17 protein-coding genes are annotated in these 18,137 nt (G+C 41.2%); all 17 read left to right on the forward strand.

Translation table 11 applies throughout. The features are described 5' to 3' along the window. The first annotated feature begins 57 nt into the window (after positions 1 to 57). The 17 genes from O2Q26_RS00810 to recA all read left to right on the forward strand — a co-directional run bounded on the left by O2Q26_RS00810 (position 58) and on the right by recA (position 18,022). Positions 58 to 804 (forward strand): ClpP family protease, encoded by a 747-nt coding sequence (locus O2Q26_RS00810; protein ID WP_289214153.1) that lies wholly within the window; start codon positions 58 to 60, stop codon positions 802 to 804. After that, complete coding sequence (locus O2Q26_RS00815) at positions 801 to 1,010, forward strand: YlzJ-like family protein (protein ID WP_289214154.1); 210 nt, start codon at positions 801 to 803, stop codon at positions 1,008 to 1,010. The genes O2Q26_RS00810 and O2Q26_RS00815 overlap by 4 nt, the downstream gene beginning before the upstream one ends. A 104-nt stretch (positions 1,011 to 1,114) precedes the next feature. After that, positions 1,115 to 3,394: an FtsK/SpoIIIE family DNA translocase gene (locus O2Q26_RS00820; RefSeq protein ID WP_289214155.1), complete on the forward strand. Its 2,280-nt coding sequence runs from the start codon at positions 1,115 to 1,117 to the stop codon at positions 3,392 to 3,394. 209 nt (positions 3,395 to 3,603) lie between these two features. Then, positions 3,604 to 4,329, forward strand: coding sequence for a GntR family transcriptional regulator (locus O2Q26_RS00825; protein WP_289214156.1), 726 nt, complete (start codon positions 3,604 to 3,606; stop codon positions 4,327 to 4,329). A gap of 103 nt (positions 4,330 to 4,432) precedes the next feature. Beyond that, entirely contained in the window at positions 4,433 to 5,554 is a 1,122-nt protein-coding gene (locus tag O2Q26_RS00830; RefSeq protein ID WP_289214157.1) for a BMP family lipoprotein, read from the forward strand. Positions 5,555 to 5,705: 151 nt separating this feature from the next. Beyond that, complete coding sequence (locus O2Q26_RS00835; RefSeq protein ID WP_289214158.1) at positions 5,706 to 7,232, forward strand: ABC transporter ATP-binding protein; 1,527 nt, start codon at positions 5,706 to 5,708, stop codon at positions 7,230 to 7,232. After that, positions 7,232 to 8,278: an ABC transporter permease gene (locus tag O2Q26_RS00840; protein WP_289214159.1), complete on the forward strand. Its 1,047-nt coding sequence runs from the start codon at positions 7,232 to 7,234 to the stop codon at positions 8,276 to 8,278. The genes O2Q26_RS00835 and O2Q26_RS00840 overlap by 1 nt, the downstream gene beginning before the upstream one ends. Further along, entirely contained in the window at positions 8,279 to 9,238 is a 960-nt protein-coding gene (locus tag O2Q26_RS00845) for an ABC transporter permease (protein ID WP_289214160.1), read from the forward strand. A 141-nt stretch (positions 9,239 to 9,379) separates the two neighbouring features. Beyond that, a complete protein-coding gene (gene yfmF / locus O2Q26_RS00850) occupies positions 9,380 to 10,663 on the forward strand; it encodes an EF-P 5-aminopentanol modification-associated protein YfmF (RefSeq protein WP_289214161.1) in 1,284 nt (427 codons plus the stop codon). Positions 10,664 to 10,665: 2 nt separating this feature from the next. Continuing rightward, positions 10,666 to 11,955, forward strand: a complete 1,290-nt coding sequence (gene yfmH, locus O2Q26_RS00855) for an EF-P 5-aminopentanol modification-associated protein YfmH (RefSeq protein ID WP_289214162.1) — start codon at positions 10,666 to 10,668, stop codon at positions 11,953 to 11,955. Next, positions 11,952 to 12,671, forward strand: coding sequence for an elongation factor P 5-aminopentanone reductase (ymfI, locus tag O2Q26_RS00860; protein ID WP_289214163.1), 720 nt, complete (start codon positions 11,952 to 11,954; stop codon positions 12,669 to 12,671). Before yfmH ends, ymfI begins: the two co-directional genes overlap by 4 nt. Positions 12,672 to 12,746: 75 nt before the next feature. Continuing rightward, on the forward strand, positions 12,747 to 13,007 hold the full coding sequence (locus tag O2Q26_RS00865; protein WP_253935238.1) for a DUF3243 domain-containing protein: 261 nt from the start codon (positions 12,747 to 12,749) through the stop codon (positions 13,005 to 13,007). Between the two features lie 157 nt (positions 13,008 to 13,164). Beyond that, complete coding sequence (locus O2Q26_RS00870) at positions 13,165 to 13,953, forward strand: DUF3388 domain-containing protein (protein ID WP_253935239.1); 789 nt, start codon at positions 13,165 to 13,167, stop codon at positions 13,951 to 13,953. 20 nt (positions 13,954 to 13,973) lie between these two features. Then, positions 13,974 to 14,909 carry a helix-turn-helix domain-containing protein gene (locus tag O2Q26_RS00875; RefSeq protein ID WP_289214164.1) on the forward strand — a complete coding sequence of 312 codons (936 nt, stop codon included), beginning with the start codon at positions 13,974 to 13,976 and terminating at the stop codon, positions 14,907 to 14,909. Between the two features lie 101 nt (positions 14,910 to 15,010). Further along, positions 15,011 to 15,589 (forward strand): CDP-diacylglycerol--glycerol-3-phosphate 3-phosphatidyltransferase, encoded by a 579-nt coding sequence (pgsA, locus tag O2Q26_RS00880; RefSeq protein WP_253935241.1) that lies wholly within the window; start codon positions 15,011 to 15,013, stop codon positions 15,587 to 15,589. Next, positions 15,586 to 16,821 (forward strand): competence/damage-inducible protein A, encoded by a 1,236-nt coding sequence (locus O2Q26_RS00885; RefSeq protein ID WP_289214165.1) that lies wholly within the window; start codon positions 15,586 to 15,588, stop codon positions 16,819 to 16,821. Before pgsA ends, O2Q26_RS00885 begins: the two co-directional genes overlap by 4 nt. A gap of 160 nt (positions 16,822 to 16,981) precedes the next feature. After that, a complete protein-coding gene (recA, locus tag O2Q26_RS00890) occupies positions 16,982 to 18,022 on the forward strand; it encodes a recombinase RecA (RefSeq protein WP_289214166.1) in 1,041 nt (346 codons plus the stop codon). The last annotated feature ends 115 nt before the right edge of the window (positions 18,023 to 18,137 follow it).

The raw sequence follows: 18,137 nt of genomic DNA on the forward strand, positions 1-18,137 counted from the left end.
TATGAATCTTTTTTTCTGTCTCATACTAAAGAAAAGACAGAAAGGGGCATGAAAAAGATGAATGATTTCCATGAACATGAACAAAACGAGCCCTCCAAGGATCCTTCTAAAGAAAAAGATCAATCTTCCGTAGTAGACAAAATTCAACAGCTCGGCCAGTCAAATGTACCCCAAGCTGGAGATTCAAATATTCACGTCCTGCCGATTATTGGTCAAGTTGAAGGTCATGTACAATTACCTGCTCAAAACAAGACGACAAAATATGAGCATTTGATTCCCCAGTTGATAGCCATTGAGCAAAACCCTAAAATTGAAGGGCTGGTCGTATTGCTCAATACTGTAGGAGGAGACGTTGAAGCAGGCCTGGCTATATCTGAAATGATAACTTCTCTTTCAAAGCCTTCTGTATCCATCGTATTAGGAGGAGGACATTCTATAGGGGTTCCAATCGCCGTTGCAGCTGATTATTCATTTATTGCTGAAACTGCAACGATGACTATACATCCTATTCGTTTAAATGGGCTGGTCATAGGAGTGCCGCAGACATTTGAATATATGGACAAAATGCAGGATCGCGTCGTTAACTTCGTGACGAGGCATTCGAATGTGGAAGAGGAAAAGTTCAAAGAACTCATGTTTGAAAAGGGAAACTTGTCCCGGGATATCGGCACGAACGTTGTCGGACAGCAGGCTGTGGATGTGGGACTCATTGATGCAGTAGGCGGAGTAAAAGAGGCTATGAAGAAGCTGAATGAGTATATCGAGCAAAATAAAGGTCATAACGAAGAGAAGGTAGTGCAATGACCATCTTATATACTCCATTGAGTGAATATGACATTTTTCCGCAAACTAATTCAGACTATTCCATCGTCTACGAGAATCGCAATAACTGCAAAGTGAAATGCTATGACTATGGAGATGGAAAAAGACAGATCGTTCAATTGCTTTCGACAGATCCACAAGATTTCATGGATCCAACTTTACAGCCAGGACAATGGCTGGACTACTAACATTTACCTTCCTGTGATATAATGAAATGAGCCGTACACTAGGATGTCGCCTGCTGAAAATCAGCGTCGGCATCCTATTCTTTTCAACAGAGGAGGTGTCACTTGTGGCACGAAAGAAAAAAACTACTTCAAAATCGCGCAAGAAAAAATCGAACGTCAAACAGCATATTAAATATGAACTTATAGGGTTATTATTTATACTTTTAGCCGTATTCGGAAGTGGAGCCTCGATGATCAGCGAGGGGGCTATACCCGGAGGATTGGAACATATATGGCAATTCGCTTTTGGAGTCTGGTATTTTGCTGCATCTATCTTTTTCTTAATCGTTGGTATTTATCTTATGATTAAAAGAAAGTGGCCGAACTTTTTACATAAACGCTTGATCGGCATTTATATCATGTTTACCGCTTTATTACTGTTCACTCATGTGCAGACACTTTCAAGTGACCTGCAAAGCGGCCAGGGGGGAGTTTTTGGGCTGACCTGGGATCGTTTTATCAGTATGATGAGGGGTGAAGCACCTACGACGAGTATCGGCGGCGGGCTCATAGGGGCTTTTTTACTGTTTATTACATACTATTTATTTTCTGCCACTGGCTCCATCATTTTTTCTATCTTTCTATTTTTGATCGGCTGGTTGTTCTTGACAGAGCGATCAATAGGCGAGGTTCTTGCTTTCATAGCGGATAAGACGAAATCTTCCTTCACGAATGCCAATAAGAAAATAAAAGAGAACAGAGCGAAGAAGCCGGCGAAAGCGATTGAAAAACAGCAGACTGAAGATGTACAGATTATTGAGCATGAAAATAATCAAAATGAACAAGTAGAGGAAGAAGAATATGAACCAATTATTCAGGATTTCACAGAACAGGCGTACCAGAAAACAGCTTCCACGAAAGAAAAACCAGCAGCGAGTGATGATCAGACGTTAGATAAGTCAATGAATACAGCTGAGCTTGAGAATCCTGATTATAAGCTTCCAGGCTTCGATCTTCTTTCAGAACCGAGTTCAAGCCCTCAGAGTCAGAACCGATCCCATATTCAGGCGACGGTTAAAAAACTGGAAAGAACGTTCCAAAGCTTTGGTGTAAAAGCGAAGGTGACAAAAGTGCATGTCGGGCCATCGGTGACGAAGTATGAAGTGTATCCCGATGTTGGAGTCAAAGTAAGTAAAATTGTTAATTTAAGCGACGATCTAGCTTTAGCCCTGGCAGCGAAAGATATCAGAATAGAAGCACCCATACCCGGGAAATCCGCAGTAGGTATTGAAGTACCGAACCAGGAAGTTTCCATGGTTACTTTACGGGAAGTGTTGGAACAAGGTAAGGCTCACCCAGATGCCAAACTAAGCTTTGCGTTAGGGCGGGATATTTCTGGAGAAGCCGTTATGGCAGAGCTTAATAAAATGCCTCACCTTCTTGTAGCAGGGGCGACCGGCAGTGGTAAAAGTGTTTGTATTAACGGAATTATCACAAGTGTGTTAATGAGGGCGAAACCCCATGAAGTTAAAATGATGATGATCGATCCGAAAAAAGTGGAGTTGAATGTTTATAACGGTATTCCTCACTTACTGGCGCCTGTAGTTACAGATCCGAAAAAAGCGTCCCGTGCATTAATGAAAGTGGTATCTGAAATGGAACGGCGTTATGATTTATTTTCAGATTCAAGTACGAGAAATATTGAGGGCTATAATGAGTATATTAAAAGGCATAATCGTGATAATGAAGATGATCAGCCATTTTTGCCTTATATTATAGTACTTGTAGACGAATTGGCTGACTTAATGATGGTAGCGTCAAATGATGTGGAGGATGCTATTACACGTCTGGCGCAAATGGCACGGGCTGCAGGTATACATTTGATCATAGCTACCCAGAGGCCGTCTGTAGATGTTATAACAGGAGTAATAAAAGCGAACATTCCTTCAAGAATCGCCTTCAGTGTTTCTTCTCAGACAGACTCAAGGACCATTCTGGATACGGGAGGAGCTGAAAAACTGCTTGGTCGCGGAGATATGTTGTTCACTCCCGTTGGATCCAATAAACCGACGAGGGTACAGGGAGCTTTTCTTTCCGACGATGAAGTGGAACGGATTGTCAACTTCTGTGTAGAGCAGCAAAAAGCGCAATATCAGGAAGAAATGATCCCTGATGAAGAGAGCGAAGTAAAGAAAGAAGTGGACGACGAGCTTTACCCTGAGGCAGTTCAAATGGTCATAGAAATGCAGAGCGCTAGTGTTTCAATGATTCAGAGAAGATTCAGGGTAGGATATACGAGAGCAGCTAGGTTGATAGATGCAATGGAAGACAACGGAGTAGTCGGTCCTTATGAAGGAAGCAAGCCAAGAACCGTACTAGTTTCACAAACGGTAGAAGAAAGTTAGACTGGTGCTTTTTAAGCGCCAGTTTTTTTTACATTATTTTAATAATAGGAATATTCCAACTTAATAAAAATATGAGCTATTTTAGATAAATATGTCCTAATTCTATTTATTTATTTGTAGATAAGTGTTATATTATTCTCGAATATGATGTGTCAAACGTCAGATGTCAGATCTCTTACCTATAGGCAAATAGACTTGGAGTGAAGGTTATGTCGATCAGACAAGATACTCGTCACTTGTACCTTCAAGTGATCGAGCAAATTAAACGTGATATAGAAAAAGGGTTATACTTAGAAAAAGAAAAACTTCCTTCAGAATTTCAGCTTTCTAAATCTTTAGGAGTCTCAAGAGCTACTTTAAGAGAAGCATTAAGAATTTTAGAAGAAGAAAGCATAGTGACAAGAAGACACGGTGTAGGGACATTTGTGAATCCTAAACCAGTGTTCACTTCGGGTATCGAAGAATTAGATAGTGTGACAGGGATGATTAGTAAATCAGGGATGACTCCCGGCTCACAATATTTATCGGCTGAACTTATAGAACCCACAGAAGATGAAAGAAACCGATTTTCCCCAGTCTCCTTACATAAACTTGCTAAAGTCGAACGCGTAAGAACAGCAGACCAGCAGCCGGTTGTTTATTGTAAGGACCGAATTCCAGATGGACTTATTCCCCTAGACCAAGTGCGAGAAGCAGATTCATTGTTTGGTATATTAGAAAGGTATACAGGCAAATCTATCAGTTATGCAGTAACAGACATTGAACCCATCGGTTATCACGAGAGAATTTCCCCCATTTTAAATTGCGAGCCAGATCAGGCTTTACTATTACTTAAACAAATGCATTATACAAAAGAAGATGAACCTGTGCTTTTATCTTCTAATTATTTTCGTGCGGACAAGTTTAGCTTTCATGTTTTAAGAAAAAGAGTTTAAATTTTTTCTTGAATTTTAAGGAGGTGAGTTTGGCTGTTAGAAGTCTAAAAAATTTTAGATTTTTGAATTTTTTTAATATTAACAAATTTAGGGGGAGTTGTTTTTGAAAAATCGTCGTTTTCTATTAATTTTAGCTTTATTGTTATCAATCGGTTTTGTGCTCGCTGCTTGCGGATCTTCGGATGATGGTGAATCAAGCGGAGATGGTGGTGATAGTGGTGAAGGGTCTACTGAAGGTGGAGAAGAATCGTCTGAAGACTTTTCTGTAGCCATGGTTACAGACGTAGGCGGTGTCGATGACAAATCTTTCAACCAGTCTTCATGGGAAGGCTTACAAGCCTTTGGGGAAGAAAACGGGCTTGAAGAAGGCGAAGGTTATGACTACGCCCAGTCGGACAGTGAAGGTGACTATACTACAAACATAAGTCGTCTTGTGCGTCAAGATTATGATCTTATTTATGGTATCGGATACTTACTGCAGCCAGCTCTAGAAGAAGTGGCTGAACAAAACCCGGACACAAACTTCGGTCTAGTTGATTCAGTTTCTGAAGTTGAAAATATCGTAAGCATCACTTTCAAAGAACAAGAAGGTTCTTTCTTAGCTGGAGTGGCTGCTGCTCTAAAAACTGAAACTGACAAAATCGGTTTCGTCGGGGGAGAAGATGGAAGTTTAATCAGAAAGTTTGAATCAGGTTATGTGGCAGGCGCAAAATCAATTAACCCAGATATTGAAATTGATATTCAATATGCCGAAAGCTTTGCTGCAGCTGATAGAGGGAAGCTGATTGCTTCTAACATGTATAACAATGACATTGACGTCATTTATCATGCTTCAGGTGCAACTGGTAACGGTGTGTTTGCTCAAGCTAAAGATATTAAGCAGAACAATCCAGATGAGAATGTATGGGTAATCGGCGTTGACCGTGACCAGCATGAAGAAGGCGCTATTGGGGATGACAACGTAACACTGACTTCAATGGTTAAGCGTGTAGACGTAGCTGTAAACGAAATTGCAACACAAACGATGGAAGGCGACTTCCCTGGCGGAGAAGTAGTGGAATATGGTCTTGAAGATGAAGCTATCAGTATTGCGCAAACGAATGAAGATGCGATGACTGAAGATATTCTTTCAGAAATCGAATCTTGGAAAGAGCAGATCTCTAATGGTGATATTACAGTGCCTAGTACTGATGAAGAATTAGAAGAGTACGAAAGCTCTCTATAAAAAAATCATGCTCTATAGGGCTAGTTAGTCTAGCCCTATAGTTCTATGAAAATCATCAAATGAAGAGAAATATTCCGGACCTCTTCATTTGATGATTTTTTACGGCAAATGTAAGAGAAAAAGATGATAGAAAAAGGGGTGGGTGGGAAAAATGGATTATATTATAGAAATGTTAAATATTCGAAAAGAATTCCCGGGTATCGTGGCCAATAACAATATTACTCTCCAAGTTCAGAAGGGAGAAATTCATGCGTTATTGGGTGAAAATGGAGCGGGTAAATCTACTCTTATGAACGTTTTATTTGGCCTTTATCAGCCGGAAAAAGGCCAAATAAAAGTTCGAGGAGAGAAAGTGAAAATCAGCGATCCTAATGTTGCGAATCGCCTGGGCATCGGAATGGTTCACCAACATTTTATGTTAGTAGACACATTTACGGTTACTGAAAATATCGTACTTGGCAGTGAGCCGCGAAAAGGTTTATCTGTAGATATACGTAAAGCAGAAAAAGAAGTAGCTGATTTATCTGAAAAGTACGGATTAAATGTCGATCCAAAAGCGAAAATCAGGGACATTTCGGTAGGAATGCAGCAAAGAGTTGAAATTTTGAAGACCCTTTACCGGGGGGCGGAAATACTTATATTTGATGAGCCGACGGCTGTGCTCACACCGCAGGAAATTAAAGAATTGATCGTTATTATGCAAAGTCTTGTTAAAGAAGGAAAATCGATCATCCTCATTACACACAAACTTAAAGAAATTATGGAAGTGTGTGACCGCTGTACTGTCATACGGAAAGGTGAAGGGATAGGTACAGTAAATGTAAACGAAACGAATCCTAACGAACTTGCCTCACTTATGGTGGGCCGTGAAGTCAACTTCACTACAGAAAAACAGCCCTCAACACCAAAGGATACGTATCTATCGGTCAAAGATCTTTATGTGAAAGATGTAAGAAACGTCAATATGGTGAAAGGATTAAACCTGGAAGTAAGAGCCGGGGAGATCGTTGGGATTGCCGGAATAGACGGAAATGGTCAGTCAGAACTTATTGAGGCGATCACTGGACTAAGAAAAACAGAGTCCGGCACCGTAACGCTTCACGATAAGGTAATATCTAATCTTTCTACGAGAAAAGTGACTCAGTCAGGGATTTCTCACATCCCTCAAGATCGTCACAAATACGGGCTCGTTCTGGACTTCCCAATCGGGGATAATATGGTTTTGCAAACCTATTACCAGAAGCCGTTTTCTAATAAAGGAGTCATGAGCTTCAAAAAAGTCTATGAAAAAGCTAGAAATCTTATTAAAGAATATGATGTGCGTACTCCTAGTGAAATGACGAAAGCTCGCGCTTTATCTGGTGGTAATCAGCAGAAAGCAATCATTGGCAGGGAAATGGACCGATCACCTGACTTGATCGTAGCCGCACAGCCTACCCGCGGCTTAGATGTCGGAGCGATCGAATTTATTCACCGCAAGTTGATTGAAGAAAGAGATAAAGGCAGAGCTGTTTTGCTCCTTTCCTTTGAATTGGATGAAATACTAAACTTGAGCGACCGTATAGCCGTCATGTTTGATGGGCAGGTCATTGCTGAGGTAAAGCCTGAAGAAACGAATGAACAGGAATTAGGCTTGCTGATGGCTGGTAATTCAACTGAGAAGGCGGGTGCAGAGTAGTGTTTACAAACCGAACTATAAATATATTAATACCGATTATTTCGGTGATTCTCGGGTTGCTTTCCGGTGCAATCATCATGCTTGTGTTTGGATATAATCCTGTTGCCGGTTATGGGGCATTATGGGAAGGGGCGTTTGGAGACAGCTACTTTTTTGGTGAAACCATTCGTATGGTCACCCCTTATATTCTTTCAGGTTTAGCAGTAGCTTTCGCTTTGAGGACGGGGCTGTTGAACATTGGTGTAGAAGGTCAAGTATTTGTCGGATGGCTTGCTTCTGTATGGGTAGGTGTTGCTTTCGACCTTCCAATGGCCATCCACCTGCCTTTAGCCATCATTGCCGCCGCTGCAGCCGGTGCTTTCTGGGGTTTTATACCCGGTATTCTAAAAGCTAAACTAGGAGTTCACGAAGTTATTGTAACTATAATGATGAACTATATTGCTCTTTACACGACTAACGCCATTGTAAGACATGTTATTACTGACGGAGAAGATCAGACAGAAAACATAGCTGATTCCGCTTCTCTGGCATCGACTTGGCTGGCAGAAATGACTTTTTATTCCCGAATGCACTATGGAATATTAATTGCTCTGTTTATGGCTTTAGTCATGTGGTTTATTTTAAATAAGACCTCACGTGGTTTTGAACTTCGTTCTGTAGGATACAATCCTTTCGCTTCCAATTATGCTGGGATGAGCGTGAGTAAAAACATTATCCTTGCCATGATGATTTCTGGAGCTTTTGCGGGTCTTGCGGGTGCTATGGAAGGATTGGGGACATATGGATACTTAGCCTCAAAATCTGGTTTTACGAATATCGGGTTTGAAGGTATTGCTGTCGCTTTATTAGGAGCTAATACTGCTCTTGGCGTAGTGTTAGCAGCTTTCTTATTCGGAATTCTAAAAATAGGGGCTCTCAACATGCCTACTGGGGCTGGAGTGCCAACAGAGCTTGTGGAAATTGTCATTGCTCTCATTATATTCTTCGTCGCTTCAAGTTACATGATTCGCTGGTTCATCCTGCGCTTTAAAAAGGAGGGGAAATAAATGAATCTATTTGATATTTTACAGTCTATTATTCCCCAGGCGCTATTCTTTGCAGCTCCTTTAATATTTACAGCTCTTGGCGGAGTATTAAGCGAACGCTCTGGGGTTATTAATATCGGTCTTGAAGGACTAATGGTAATGGGAGCATTTGTAGGGATTGTATTTAATTTAACTTTTGCTGATGTTCTGGGTTCCTGGACACCATGGGTTTCCATACTTGCTGCCATGGTCGTTTCGGCTGTTTTTGCTTTGACTCACGCTGTGGCTTCCATAACACTTAGAGCTGACCAGGTCGTAAGTGGAGTTGCAATCAACTTCTTGGCTTTAGGAATCGGCGTCTTTTTGACGAAGCAATGGTATGATAAGGGACAGACAGATATGGTAAGCCGTCCTTTTTATACGAATGATGTTTGGTTATTAAGTGATATACCTATAATTGGACCGATGTTTTTTTCGCGAATGTATACAACGTCCTATTTAGCTATCATCTTAGCTTTTGTCGTTTGGTTCGTGTTATTTAAGACTTCGTTCGGTCTTCGTTTAAGATCTGTCGGTGAACATCCGATGGCAGCTGATACGAATGGTATCAATGTGTATGGAATGAGATACGTCGCCGTCATGATGTCGGGTGCTCTAGGAGGACTTGGCGGTGCGGTCTTCGCTTTAACTATTGCTATGAACTTTTCTCAGTCGACCATTGTTGGTCAAGGCTTCATGGCCCTGGCGGCAGTGATTTTCGGCAAATGGCATCCGCTCGGAGCTATGGGCGCGGCGATTTTCTTCGGTTTTGCTCAAAGCTTGAGTGTAGTCGGTTCAGGAATTCCTCTTCTGGCTGATGTACCACAAGTGTTTCTATTGATTGCTCCGTACGTATTGACTATCCTTGCTCTGGCTGGATTCATCGGCCGGGCGGAAGCTCCTAAATCTCTAGGAGAGGCTTATGTGAAGGGTAGTCGATAATTCAATAAAAGCCCGCGCCTAGCTGCCGGGCTTTTATTTTTTACTTTTTTACCGCTTTCCCTTAGCATATTAATTAGGAGAGAAGGCATGAATAAAAACAGAAGTGTGCATAATAGATATGAAAAAATGAGGAGGATGACTATGAAGATTTCCAAAGAAACAGTAGTTGAGAAAAAAGGATACAGATTACATATTTTACCTAGTAAAAAATATAAGACCATATCCATTGTAGCAAAGCTAAAAGCCCCGATGAAACGAGAAGGGATTACAGAACGTGCCCTGCTGCCTTCTGTTTTACAAAAAGCAACACAGCAGCTTCCTAATGTCAGAACTCTCCAGTCGGCACTCGAGAACTTATACGGCACCGGATTTTCCAGTGATGGATCGAAAAAAGGGGAAAACCACGTGCTTTCTTTTCGGATGGAAGTTGTTAACGAAGTGTACTTGAAAAACCAGGAGCCTATCCTGGAGAACGCGTTACAAATCTTCAGTGATGTGCTGTTCGATCCTAAAGTTGAAAACGGTGCATTTGATGAATCAATCGTTGCCCGTGAAAAGCAGACATTAGAGCAGAAAATCAAATCCATTAAAGATGATAAGATGAGCTATGCCAATATGAGGCTGATCGATCATATGTGCAAAGATGAGCCGTACGCACTTCATGTGCATGGATACTTGGAAGATTTTGAGCAGATTACTGCCCAATCTTTATATGAGTATTATCAAGCGATGATTAACCGTGATTTGTTGGACGTATACATTAGTGGAGACGTGGACCAAACTGAAATCGAAAAGCTGGCTGACCAATATTTCACTAGAGAGTTCAGTGAAAATGCAGATGACCATAAGCATTCCGAACTTACCGGTTCAATAGAAGCAAAGGAAATTGTCGAAGAAGATGATGTGAATCAAGGCAAGCTTCACATAGGATACCGGACAAACATTAAATTCGGTGACCCTGATTATTATGCATTACAGGTCTTCAATGGCATATATGGAGGGTTTCCAAGTTCTAAGCTGTTCATGAATGTCCGTGAGAAGCATAGTCTAGCTTACTATGCCGCTTCTAGATTCGAAAGCCATAAAGGGTTGTTGCTCGTGTTCAGCGGTGTGGATCCAAAAGATTACGATCAGGCGAAATCAATTATTTTAGAACAAATGAAAGCGATGGAGTCAGGTGATTTCACTGACGATCAAGTTGAAGATTCTAAAGAGCAAGTCATCAATCAGCTTCAAGAAACGATGGACAATGCGAATGGGCTAATTGAAGTTTTATATCATCAGACTCTTTCAGGTAAGGACATACCTGCCGAAGAGCTTATCGAGAATATACGTAATGTGAAAAAAGAAGACGTTATAAAAGTAGCTGAAAAAATACAATTAGATACGATCTACTTCTTAACAAGTCAAGAGGGAGGGGAATAATAATGGAAGAATTAGTATACGAACAATTGAATGAATCGGTTTTCAGAGAAAAAATGGATAATGGGTTACAAGTATTTCTTCTATCGAAGCCAGAGCTCGCAAAAACATATGGTATTTTTACGACCAATTACGGGTCCATAGATCAAACGTTTACCCCGATAGGAAAAAATGAAAAAGTTACTGTGCCGGAAGGGATTGCTCATTTTCTTGAGCATAAATTGTTCGAAAAAGAAGATCGTGACGTCTTTCAGGATTTTACGAAGCTTGGGGCTTCAGCGAACGCTTTCACTTCTTTTACGAAGACTGCCTACTTATTTTCCGCAACGAGTCAGATTGAAAAAAATGTAGAAACACTTCTCGATTTTGTGCAGGATCCTTATTTCTCAAAAGAATCGGTGGACAAGGAAAAAGGTATTATAGCTCAAGAAATTAAAATGTATGATGATCAGCCTGATTGGAGAGCGTTTTTCGGAACGATTCAAAGTCTGTATGAAAAACATCCAGTTAAAGTGGATATTGCTGGAACTGTAGACTCCATTCAAGAGATTACTAAAGATGACCTTTATACTTGTTATGAAACGTTTTATCATCCGTCTAACATGGTTTTATTTGTGGCAGGAAATTTTAACCCCGAGGAAATGATGGAGCAAATAAGAACGAACCAGGCCAATAAAGACTTTAAAGAAATACCCGAAATCGAACGCTCTTATCCAGACGAGCCCAAATCTGTGGCGAAGGCGGAAGGTTCTATTACAATGCCTGTAACGACAGCCAAAGCAATGGTGGGCGTGAAAGAAGATGTTTCTTCTTTAAATGGTGAGGAACTGCTGCGCGCAGAGTTGATTTCAGGTATGATCCTCGACTTTTATTTCTCGAGAAGCGGGGAGTTTTATGATGAGTTATATCAAGCTGATTTGATCGACGACAGCTTTCAGTTTGAAACGGAACTTGACAGGCAGTTTGGATTTACGATTCTCGGCGGTGATTCAAGAAAGCCTGATGAACTGGCTGCCAGATTGAAGGAAATGCTTCATTCTATTAAAGAAAAGAAAATTTCAGAAGAAGATTTCACGAGAATGAAGAGGAAGAAAATTGGTCAATTCATGAGAGCTTTGAATTCCCTTGAGTTCATAGCTAACCAATTTACTCATTACCACACGTTAGGTGTAGATTTGTTCGATGTCCTACCAGTGATTGAATCGCTGTCGGCAGAAGACGCGGACCAATATGTAGAGCATTGGATCAAGGACGATAGAATTTCCGTGTTCCAAGTGAAACCACAGGAGCAATGACAAAACGATGTCTAATCATTGGCGGAAGCAGTGATATTGGAGCAGCTACAGCTTTAAAAACCGCTGAAGCAGGAATTAATGTAGCTGTTCATTATCATTCGAATTATGAGAAAGTGAAGGAATTGGAGAGGCTTATCCCAAAAGACAGATGGATTAGTTCCTATTTCGGAGATCTTTCTACAAATGAAGGTATTGAATCCTTTCTAGAAGAGATACCTGATGAATGGGATATGCTTGTTTTTTCTCCAGGTAATCATTCAGCCAAATTAATGCAGGATGTCACACCTCTGGAAATGGATGACTACTATCATATTCACGTGAAATCATTATGGATGATAACAAAAAAACTGATTCCTCATATGGTTCAAAGAAAACAAGGGAATATTGTCGTAGTATCTTCTGTTTGGGGAGAAGAAGGTGCAAGTACCGAAGTTGTTTACAGCTCGGTTAAAGGGGCGCAGATAAGTTTTGTGAAAGCTTTGGCTAAAGAACTGGCTCCAAGCAAAATAAGAGTGAATGCCGTGACCCCTGGATTCATAGCCACTAAGATGAACCAGTCGTTCACGGATGATGAGACAATGGCCATTTTCCAAGATATCCCTTTAGGCAGAGCTGGGGAATGTGGCGAAGTAGCGGAAGGCATCAAGTATCTACTTCAGGAACAGTCGAGTTATATTACAGGCCATGTGCTTAAAATTAATGGCGGATGGTACTGAAAAGATTATGTGCATAATTTTTATCACCTCACCTCATACTAATGGTGAAACATCATCTTTGAGGAGGTAGACGTTATGTCTGTACTTAATAACTTTGAGTCTTGGAAAGATTTTCTTGGTGACCGTTTGCATCAGGCGGAAGGCCAGGGAATGGATCAGCAAGCGGTCTCAGAATTGGCTTACGAAATTGGTGGGTATCTGGCTACAGAAGTAGAAGCTCAGAACGATCAAGAAGCTGTATTGCGCGAACTTTGGAATGTGGCTGACCAACAGGAACAGCACGCGATTGCTAATATGATGGTGAAACTCGTTCAGAACGAAGGAACACAATCATAATTTGTAAAAAAACCGTACAGGTACATTCCCTGTGCGGTTTTTTTACTAAATCCGCATCCAGCCTTTCTTATTCATAAAAAATCATTTATGATATATGAAGAGACTATGCAAGGTTAATTTTATTACAAATTCCGACATTTTCCTAAGGAGTTGTACCATGGAAAAAAAAGAATGGTATTTAGAGTATGAGATACAGTATAACCGTCCGGGTCTTCTTGGTGATATTTCATCTTTGCTTGGGATGATGGCAATTAATATCGTAACGATCAACGGTGTGGAAGACTCACACCGTGGGATGCTGCTTCTTTGCCAGGATGAAGATCAAATTGTCAGGCTTCGCTCCATCTTAAATACGATGGATACGATTAAAATAACGAAATTACGTAAGCCTAAACTACGGGATCGATTAGCTGTGAGGCATGGTCGTTACATACATAGGGATATAGACGATAAGAAAACGTTCCGGTTCAATCGTGAAGATTTAGGATTGCTCGTTGATTTCATGGCAGAATTGTTTATGAAAAAGGGGCATAAGTTAATTGGGATACGCGGGATGCCCCGTGTAGGCAAGACGGAATCTGTAGTAGCTTCAAGCGTTTGTGCTAACAAAAGGTGGCTGTTCGTTTCCAGTACTCTACTTAAACAAACCGTCCGCAATCAACTTATTGATGAAGAATACAACGAAGATAACTTGTACATCATTGACGGCGTCGTTTCAGCAAAAAGAGCCAGTGAGCAGCATTGGCAATTAGTGCGTGAAATTATGCGTCTTCCAGCAACAAAGGTGATTGAGCACCCGGATATTTTCGTGCAGGAAACGGAATATAAAATGAGCGATTTCGATTATATCATTGAATTAAGGAACAATGAGGACGAGGAAATCACTTATGAACCTGTAGAAAAAGAGGCGAAGACAACGGATGGGTTTTCAATGTTTGATTTTTAAATAATTGGATGGTGTTACAAATGGAGATAGGCTCAAGATTAAGGGAAGCCAGGGAAGCGAAAAAGTTGACCCTTGAAGAGGTGCAAAATACTACAAAAATCCAAAAAAGGTATTTACAAGCCATTGAAAACAACGAATTTGGTATACTGCCTGGAAAGTTTTACACTCGAGCTTTTATTAGAGAATATGCTTCTGCTGTAGGATTAGATCCTGAGCAAGTAATGGAGGAACATAAAAATGAACTTCCCTCTAATGAAGAAGAGCAGGTGATCACCTACAGCCGGGTGCAGCAGTCAAAAAGTGAAAAAAACCCTTCAAGCGGCGGGGGATTCGCCAAATCTTTCCCTACCATTTTGACCGTTTTCTTAGTTGTCGGATTATTATTTGCCGTATGGTTTTTCATCTTGCAGTTATCCAATTCCAACAATAGCGCAAATGATGAAGAAATGAGTCAAGATCAAGTAAACGTCACGGACCCTTCCGGGGAAGACGATGAGAGTCAGGACGAAGAAAATAGTTCGTCAGGCGGGGAAGGGGATTCATCAGATTCATCAGAAGAGGAAGCGAATGAAGAAAACAGTTCTGAAGAAGTTGCAGAAGAAATTGAAACAGAAGATGATCAAGACCAAGAATTGGAATTTTCTTTAGAAGAAACAGGTGCAGGACAATTTCCTGAGCATGTGTATAATGTGTCGGGAGCTGAAGAAAGAGAGTTAACAATTGCATTTAATTCAGAAACTTATTTAGAATTAAATGCACCTAAAGACGGGGAGAGCCTTGCGGATGCAAGAAACTATTCCCAGGATGATGAAGAAATCAATATGGATATAAGTGATTATGCTGAAGTGTATGTTCGTACAGGATCTGCCCCTGGCATGACGGTGATGGTGAATGGAGAAGAAATCGAGTTCCCAACCGATAATCTGACCCAGAAGCTGCTTATCCAATTTGAATAAATGGAAAAAGTGAAGCTGTCCTTTCATGGGGCAAGGAAGGGATACTTCCTTATTCCGTAAGGGCAGCTTTCTACATGGAGCCTAAGGAGTGTAATGAAAAGATGAATTTACCTAATAAGATAACGATTTCCAGAATATTGTTGATACCCGTATTTATTATATTGATGAGCGTCCCTTTTAACTGGGGAGAAATTCAAATGGGGGATAGGGAGCTCCCTGTCGCTCACTTAGCTGGCGCGCTATTATTTATCATTGCTTCTACAACAGATTGGATTGACGGATACGTAGCTAGAAAGTACAACCTGGTAACAAACCTCGGTAAGTTTCTCGATCCTTTAGCGGATAAGCTGCTCGTCAGCGCAGCGTTAATTCTACTAGTTGAGATTGGTCTTGCCCCCGCATGGATTGTCATTCTGATAATCAGCAGAGAATTTGCAGTAACTGGTCTTCGTTTAGTAGCAGCAGGTGACGGAAGCGTGTTAGCGGCAAGTCAAATGGGTAAATTGAAAACGTGGATTCAAATTATCGCTGTTTCTTTATTGCTGCTTCATAACTGGCCTTTCGCCTACCTTGATTTTCCTTTAGGGCTCATCAGCTTATATGCAGCTTTAATTATAACTGTTTACTCTGGTTATGATTATTTCGCGAAAAACTGGCACGTGATGAGAGATTCAAAATGAGAACAGAAATTATCGCTGTAGGAACAGAGCTTTTATTAGGACAAATTGCAAATTCGAATGCCCAGTGGATTTCTAAGGAGTTAGCACATTATGGGGCCTCCGTCTACTTTCACAGTGTAGTCGGGGATAATTTCGATCGAGTGGTGGCTGCGTTCGATCAAGCGAGCAGTAGATCAGACGTAGTTCTGGTCACAGGCGGACTAGGACCGACAGAAGATGATATGACTAGAGATGCAGCCAGTCATCTTTTTGGTCAAAAGTTGGTGGAAGACAGAGCCACAATGGAAAAGGTTGAAGGGTATTACATTAAAAACAATAAAACGATGACAAGTAATAACCGCAAACAAGCACTTGTGCTCGAAAATGCTGAAGTTTTAGAAAATAATGAAGGAATGGCACCAGGGCAAATCGTTGAGTATAATGCGACGACATTTGTATTTCTTCCTGGTGTGCCGTCCGAAATGAAATATTTGATGGCCGCTCACGTTTTTCCTTATTTAATAAAGAAGTACCATTTAGAAACTGAAATCAAATCCGAAATGCTCCGGTTTATCGGTATCGGTGAATCTACTTTGGAAAGCGAGCTGTCAGATTTGATTTCCAATCAAACAAACCCGACGATCGCACCATTAGCAGGAGAAGGAGACGTGGCGATAAGAGTCACAGCATCAGGAACTGATGCCGAGGGGAAAATCGCTTCTATGAAACATACAATTCTGGAACGTGTAGGGGAATATTACTTTGGCAGTGATACGATTACGATAGAGGAAGCCGTGCAAGATCTGCTCGTTCAAGGCAGTGTGAAGCTGGGTTCTGCAGAAAGTCTCACCGGCGGAAAATTCATCGAGCGTATGATTCAACTAGAGGGAGCCTCTGCCGTATGTGAAGGTGGATTGGTAGCCTACACGCCTGCTGCTAAACAATCGATCATCAAAGTTCCTGTGCATGTAATCGAACAGTATGGAACAGTGAGTGAAGAATGCGCAGCTTCTATGGCAGCGCAGGCACAATCCTTGTTAAATGTAGATGTTGCGGTCAGCTTTACAGGTGTAGCAGGACCTAGTCAAAGTGAAGACCATGCACCAGGTCTCGTATATATCGGGGTGAAAATAGGTGGGAAAGCACCTGATGTCCACCGTTACCATTTCGATGGGGGTCGGGATAAGATACGCAGCCGCGCGGTGATCAAAGCGTATGAACTTCTTTTCCATAAACTAAAATTACAAAAATGATCTCCTTTTATAGGAGATTTTTGATTTTTTTAAGTGGTGATTCTTCATTTCTTATTATAATAGGGCTCATAAGAAAACGGGAACATTTATTCGCTTTTTAGTTGGCAAATCATCAAAAACAAGTTATGATTAGATTAGTAATTTTTGAAAGGGGAATATTATGAGTGATCGTAAGCAAGCGTTAGATATGGCACTAAGACAAATTGAAAAACAATTCGGTAAAGGCTCTATAATGAAACTTGGAGAAAACGAAGGACAAAGGATAAGTACGGTCTCAAGCGGATCGCTCGCCCTTGACGTAGCATTAGGAGTGGGTGGATATCCTCGCGGAAGGATCGTTGAAATATATGGACCAGAATCATCAGGTAAAACAACAGTAGCGTTACATGCTATCGCTGAAGCGCAGAGCAAGGGAGGCACGGCTGCGTTCATCGACGCAGAGCATGCGCTTGATCCAACATATGCCCGTGCACTTGGAGTAAATATTGAAGAACTTCTGTTATCACAACCTGATACGGGAGAGCAGGCGCTTGAAATCGCTGAAGCACTTGTACGTTCAGGTGCCGTAGACATGGTCGTCATTGATTCTGTAGCTGCTCTTGTACCTAAAGCAGAGATCGAAGGGGAAATGGGTGACGCCCATGTTGGTTTGCAAGCTCGTTTGATGTCCCAGGCCTTGAGAAAACTCTCTGGAGCCATAAGTAAATCAAAAACAACAGCAATCTTCATTAACCAGATCCGTGAAAAAGTCGGTGTAATGTTCGGAAGCCCGGAAACTACCCCTGGCGGTCGTGCGCTGAAATTCTATTCATCTGTCCGTTTAGAAGTACGCCGTGCTGAAACATTGAAACAGGGAAACGAAATGGTAGGGAACAAAACAAGGCTGAAAGTCGTGAAAAACAAAGTGGCGCCTCCATTTAAACAAGCGGAAGTGGATATTATGTATGGTGAAGGAATCTCTAAAGAAGGAGAGCTTCTTGATATTGCTTCCGATCTTGATTACGTCCAAAAAAGCGGCTCATGGTATTCTTACAATAATGACCGTATGGGACAAGGGCGCGAAAACGCTAAACAATACCTGAAAGAGAACAAAGAAGTATACGATGAAATCAAAGGTTTAGTCCGTACGCACCATGGTATGGATGAAACTCCGGCTGATAAACAATCTAAGGAAGAAAGCCAGGAATCCTTAGACGTTTAATCGTATTCATTCTTTGAAAAACAGGGGCCTTTTCTATAATTCTTAAAAGAATTTATGAACAGGCTGCTGTTTTTTTGCATTGTGCAATGGGCGCATTTTTCAGAATTTTCTTTCC

The sequence above is a fragment of the Halobacillus campisalis genome (genome assembly GCF_030345335.1).
Classification (GTDB): domain Bacteria; phylum Bacillota; class Bacilli; order Bacillales; family Halobacillaceae; genus Halobacillus_A; species Halobacillus_A campisalis.

Coding starts and splice junctions, on each gene's coding strand:
- O2Q26_RS00810 (WP_289214153.1), top strand. CDS start 58: ATGAATGATTTCCATGAACATGAACAAAACGAGCCCTCCAAGGATCCT.
- O2Q26_RS00815 (WP_289214154.1), top strand. CDS start 801: ATGACCATCTTATATACTCCATTGAGTGAATATGACATTTTTCCGCAA.
- O2Q26_RS00825 (WP_289214156.1), top strand. CDS start 3,604: ATGTCGATCAGACAAGATACTCGTCACTTGTACCTTCAAGTGATCGAG.
- O2Q26_RS00835 (WP_289214158.1), top strand. CDS start 5,706: ATGGATTATATTATAGAAATGTTAAATATTCGAAAAGAATTCCCGGGT.
- O2Q26_RS00845 (WP_289214160.1), top strand. CDS start 8,279: ATGAATCTATTTGATATTTTACAGTCTATTATTCCCCAGGCGCTATTC.
- yfmF (WP_289214161.1), top strand. CDS start 9,380: ATGAAGATTTCCAAAGAAACAGTAGTTGAGAAAAAAGGATACAGATTA.
- yfmH (WP_289214162.1), top strand. CDS start 10,666: ATGGAAGAATTAGTATACGAACAATTGAATGAATCGGTTTTCAGAGAA.
- ymfI (WP_289214163.1), top strand. CDS start 11,952: ATGACAAAACGATGTCTAATCATTGGCGGAAGCAGTGATATTGGAGCA.
- O2Q26_RS00865 (WP_253935238.1), top strand. CDS start 12,747: ATGTCTGTACTTAATAACTTTGAGTCTTGGAAAGATTTTCTTGGTGAC.
- O2Q26_RS00870 (WP_253935239.1), top strand. CDS start 13,165: ATGGAAAAAAAAGAATGGTATTTAGAGTATGAGATACAGTATAACCGT.
- O2Q26_RS00875 (WP_289214164.1), top strand. CDS start 13,974: ATGGAGATAGGCTCAAGATTAAGGGAAGCCAGGGAAGCGAAAAAGTTG.
- pgsA (WP_253935241.1), top strand. CDS start 15,011: ATGAATTTACCTAATAAGATAACGATTTCCAGAATATTGTTGATACCC.
- O2Q26_RS00885 (WP_289214165.1), top strand. CDS start 15,586: ATGAGAACAGAAATTATCGCTGTAGGAACAGAGCTTTTATTAGGACAA.
- recA (WP_289214166.1), top strand. CDS start 16,982: ATGAGTGATCGTAAGCAAGCGTTAGATATGGCACTAAGACAAATTGAA.